Source organism: Acaryochloris thomasi RCC1774 (assembly GCF_003231495.1).
Lineage (GTDB): Bacteria > Cyanobacteriota > Cyanobacteriia > Thermosynechococcales > Thermosynechococcaceae > RCC1774.
This window is the reverse complement of record NZ_PQWO01000061.1, coordinates 1-3,350: the sequence shown is the minus strand read 5'-3', so window position 1 is coordinate 3,350 and position 3,350 is coordinate 1. Positions and strand designations below refer to the sequence as shown.

At 49.9% G+C, this 3,350-nt stretch carries 4 protein-coding genes and 1 pseudogene; 3 read left to right on the top strand and 2 right to left on the bottom strand.

Features of this window, described 5'->3' with window-relative positions; genetic code table 11:
• Positions 1 to 89, top strand: a pseudogene (locus tag C1752_RS27885) (IS1 family transposase); the annotation flags it as partial.
• Between the two features lie 30 nt (positions 90 to 119).
• On the opposite strand, the gene C1752_RS27880 reads toward C1752_RS27885, so the two are convergent.
• Together C1752_RS27880 and C1752_RS27875 are read right to left on the bottom strand one after the other, a co-directional pair.
• Complete coding sequence (locus tag C1752_RS27880) at positions 120 to 725, bottom strand: Uma2 family endonuclease (protein ID WP_110989297.1); 606 nt, start codon at positions 723 to 725, stop codon at positions 120 to 122.
• A gap of 180 nt (positions 726 to 905) precedes the next feature.
• Positions 906 to 1,706: an HAD family hydrolase gene (locus tag C1752_RS27875; RefSeq protein WP_110989296.1), complete on the bottom strand. Its 801-nt coding sequence runs from the start codon at positions 1,704 to 1,706 to the stop codon at positions 906 to 908.
• Positions 1,707 to 1,791: 85 nt separating this feature from the next.
• On the opposite strand from C1752_RS27875, the gene dusB reads away from it, so the two are divergent.
• Both dusB and C1752_RS28810 read left to right on the top strand, forming a co-directional pair.
• A complete protein-coding gene (dusB, locus tag C1752_RS27870) occupies positions 1,792 to 2,814 on the top strand; it encodes a tRNA dihydrouridine synthase DusB (protein WP_110989295.1) in 1,023 nt (340 codons plus the stop codon).
• A gap of 199 nt (positions 2,815 to 3,013) precedes the next feature.
• Entirely contained in the window at positions 3,014 to 3,253 is a 240-nt protein-coding gene (locus C1752_RS28810) for a hypothetical protein (RefSeq protein WP_158535254.1), read from the top strand.
• Positions 3,254 to 3,350 lie beyond the last annotated feature (97 nt).

Genomic DNA, 3,350 nt, shown 5'->3' with positions numbered 1-3,350 from the left:
AGACACTGTCATTCTCCAAAAAGCTAGAGAATCATATCGGTGCTATTTGGTACTTTATTCACCATTACAATCAATCCTTACCTATTTAGGACTACCCATTCGCCATCTAGGAGCAGTGTTTAGCCCACTGAAACGTCATCAGGCTCTGAGGCGGTTGTAAAGATTACCCGCTTGTATAAATCTTTCAGGGGAATCTCTACTGCGACTGATTTCAGTTGCACCACTGCCTCTTCGCCACTCCACTCTGTCAGCAGCCATTGGTGCGGTTCTACTTTGGTGTATTGCTCCACTCGATACTCTGTTTGATCGACCAGAATATATTCGGCAAATTCAGGAATGGAGCGGTAGAGGCGAAACTTACCGACCTTATCGTAGCCCTCTGTCGAGGCCGATAAGACTTCGATAATCAAGCAGGGATTGCTCACAGCCTTTTGCTGATTATCTGTAAACTGAGGGGGGCCTGAAATCGCCATCACATCAGGGTAGGTATAGCTGTCATAGGGTGATAGCCATAGCCGCATATCGCTCATGAAGACGGTATAGTCTAGATCTTCTAATGCCAACAGTAGCCGAGCATGGAATTTACCCGTCAAGACATTGTGGTTCGCTGAAGCTCCTGCCACTGGAATGATTTCTCCTTCGATTAGCTCACTTTTAGAGTCTGCTTGCTCTTCTTGCTGCAGATACTCCGCAGGTGTGCAGCGTTTATGGGTTGCGACTACCATGCTTGCTCTCTCTGTTGATTACGATTGTCTGGCTCTGTCAAGATGCGGCTGCAGCTTCCGAGCTTGATCCGCGTGTCCAAAAACAATCAAGTTAGATTGCATTCTGATGCCATCATAAACTCTGTCTTTTTGCACTGACAGTCATTTAAGAACTCTCTCTGAATAAGGCTGCTCAATTCTCTATGCTTTCGAGCCACCTCGATTCATGATCAACTGCGCCAGCTCTAGAAAGCCGTTTTGCTCTGGTTGGGATGCGATCGCACTCGGCTTGAACTGCATATCCGCCAGATAATTAGCAACATTTGCCACCCCCACCGAATAGGGAAATACCTCCGGGTCAAACAGCTCATCATCATTGGGACTATCGCCAATTGTGATCAGTTGTTTCGATGAACGCTGTATACCTTGTATAGAAAAGTGCTTACTTAACACCTCCAGCAGCCCGGTTTGTTTGTTCTGCCCTAGGGGTTTGATGTGACATTGAACATTGCTGTATACAAATCCCCAGCCTGCATCTGAACACATCTGTTTCATGCGGTGTAGATCGTCTGTCGCAAAGCCTGGGTTGGTATAAGTCCAGTCAGTCACCCGGAAAGCGTTGTCTGTTGCCACTTCAATAAACGGAAACTCTGTTTTGAGCTGGTCAAACATCTCCGCTAGCTTTTGGCGATGGGTCGCTCGGTCCTGGATTGGTGAGAGCAAAACCCCTGCCGGATCGAGATGGGGACTGTAGAATAAGCCTCCGTTTTCTGCGATCGCACCTGCAATCGGTAAATAGTAGGCTAGCCCATTCACCCAGCCCGCCGACCGTCCCGTGGTCATCAGCACCGTCACTCCTGCCTGTTTCAGATCAACGAGGGCCTGGAGCAGATCGCCCGTAATTTTTTCATCAAGGGTGAGCGTGCCATCCATATCGGTGGCAATTAAATCGAGAGCAGCAGGCCAACTGGAGAAGGTTGCAGAAAGCAGCGGAATCGTCATGGGCAATCGTGAGGAGTACAATCAAAGTCCTACAGTGCTTTCGTGACCCACCGCAAGGGGCTAAGGCTACAAAGGCTAGAAAATCATGGTTTCAATGTCGGATGAGTTGCAATCTCAACTCTCCAGCCCCCTCAAAATAGGCAACGTCAGCGTCAACAGTCGGGTGCTGCAGTCTCCGCTGTCTGGCGTCACCGATCTGGTGTTTCGGCGACTGGTGCGGCGCTATGCACCCGAATCAATGTTGTATACCGAGATGGTTCACGCCAGCCAGGTGCGCCACGTGAGTGAACTGCCTCAAATCATGGAGGTCGATCCCCACGAAGAACCTATCAGCGTTCAGCTATTCGACTGCCGCCCTGACTTTTTAGCTGAAGCAGCTCAAATGGCTGTAGCGGAAGGGGCCAATACCGTCGATATCAATATGGGCTGTCCCGTGAATAAAATCACGAAGAAAGGGGGCGGCTCTTCGTTACTGCGCGATCCAGAAACGGCTGAAGCAATTGTCAAATCGGTTGTTGGGGCCGTTGATGTGCCCGTAACGGTGAAAACGCGAATTGGCTGGACCGATGCAGAAATTACCATCCTTGACTTCGCCCAGCGGATGCAGGATGCCGGTGCCCAGATGATCACGGTGCATGGGCGGACGCGATCTCAAGGCTATAAAGGCCCCGCCCAGTGGGACTGGATTCGACAGGTCAAAGCAATTTTGGACATTCCTGTGATTGCCAATGGCGACATTAACTCTGCTGAATCAGCTCTGCAGTGTTTGGCCGAGACCGGAGCCGATGGCGTCATGTGTTCTCGAGGCACCCTGGGCTATCCCTTTTTGGTGGGAGAGATTGATCACTTTTTAAAAACGGGTGAGCATAAAACACCCCCAACGACTGTTGAACGGCTGCAGTGTGCTCGTGAACACCTACAGGCGCTGTGGGACTACAAAGGCCAGCGCGGTATCCATCAGGCTCGGAAGCACATGACCTGGTATGTCAAAGGCTTCTCTGGTGCCTCAGAGCTACGAGATCAGCTCTGCCAGATCAATACAGTAGAAGACGGTCAGGCTCTGCTAAATGTCGAGATTGAGCGCCAGAGGGTCTCTTCCGGCTTTTGAGGAAGCTTTCGTTTATAAATGATGTTGCATCAGCACTTGCCCGGGCACTTCCGAGGTTTGAATCCTCCTGTCAACGTTGAGTGCCTGATCTTTTCAGCTATTCTTTCAGCTTAAATTCCCTTCTGCTCAGGGAAAAGTCAGACGTGTATCAGATCAAGTTCAGCGAAACTTTAGGTCGCGCTGGGTAGGGTAAGAGCTAATGCGAAGCAATACCCAATATCAGCCTGCAATATATCGGGTTAATCGCCTCTTAAGAGACATTACTGGGAGCCACGATGCAATTATCCACCTGGCAGAGACCACCCCAGCAGATATATCCATCGAACTGACGACCTCAAACTGTGAAATTCTACCGAGCAGCCTCTGCTACGACTGTAGGTTCTTGGTGACAGCCGTGAGTACAGCCAACGTTAGGACCTACATTCCGCAGGTAGTGTAAATTTCGGATAATGAAGCAGTGCAAGCTTCATAGAGTTTTTCCAGATGTCAGAACTTCAGGTCGAAACGTTGGACCATCTAGGCTTAGTAGCCGGTGT

Bases quoted from the DNA above. Each gene is read 5' to 3' on its own strand.
- C1752_RS27880 (WP_110989297.1), bottom strand. From the start codon at position 725: ATGGTAGTCGCAACCCATAAACGCTGCACACCTGCGGAGTATCTGCAG.
- C1752_RS27875 (WP_110989296.1), bottom strand. From the start codon at position 1,706: ATGACGATTCCGCTGCTTTCTGCAACCTTCTCCAGTTGGCCTGCTGCT.
- dusB (WP_110989295.1), top strand. From the start codon at position 1,792: ATGGTTTCAATGTCGGATGAGTTGCAATCTCAACTCTCCAGCCCCCTC.
- C1752_RS28810 (WP_158535254.1), top strand. From the start codon at position 3,014: ATGCGAAGCAATACCCAATATCAGCCTGCAATATATCGGGTTAATCGC.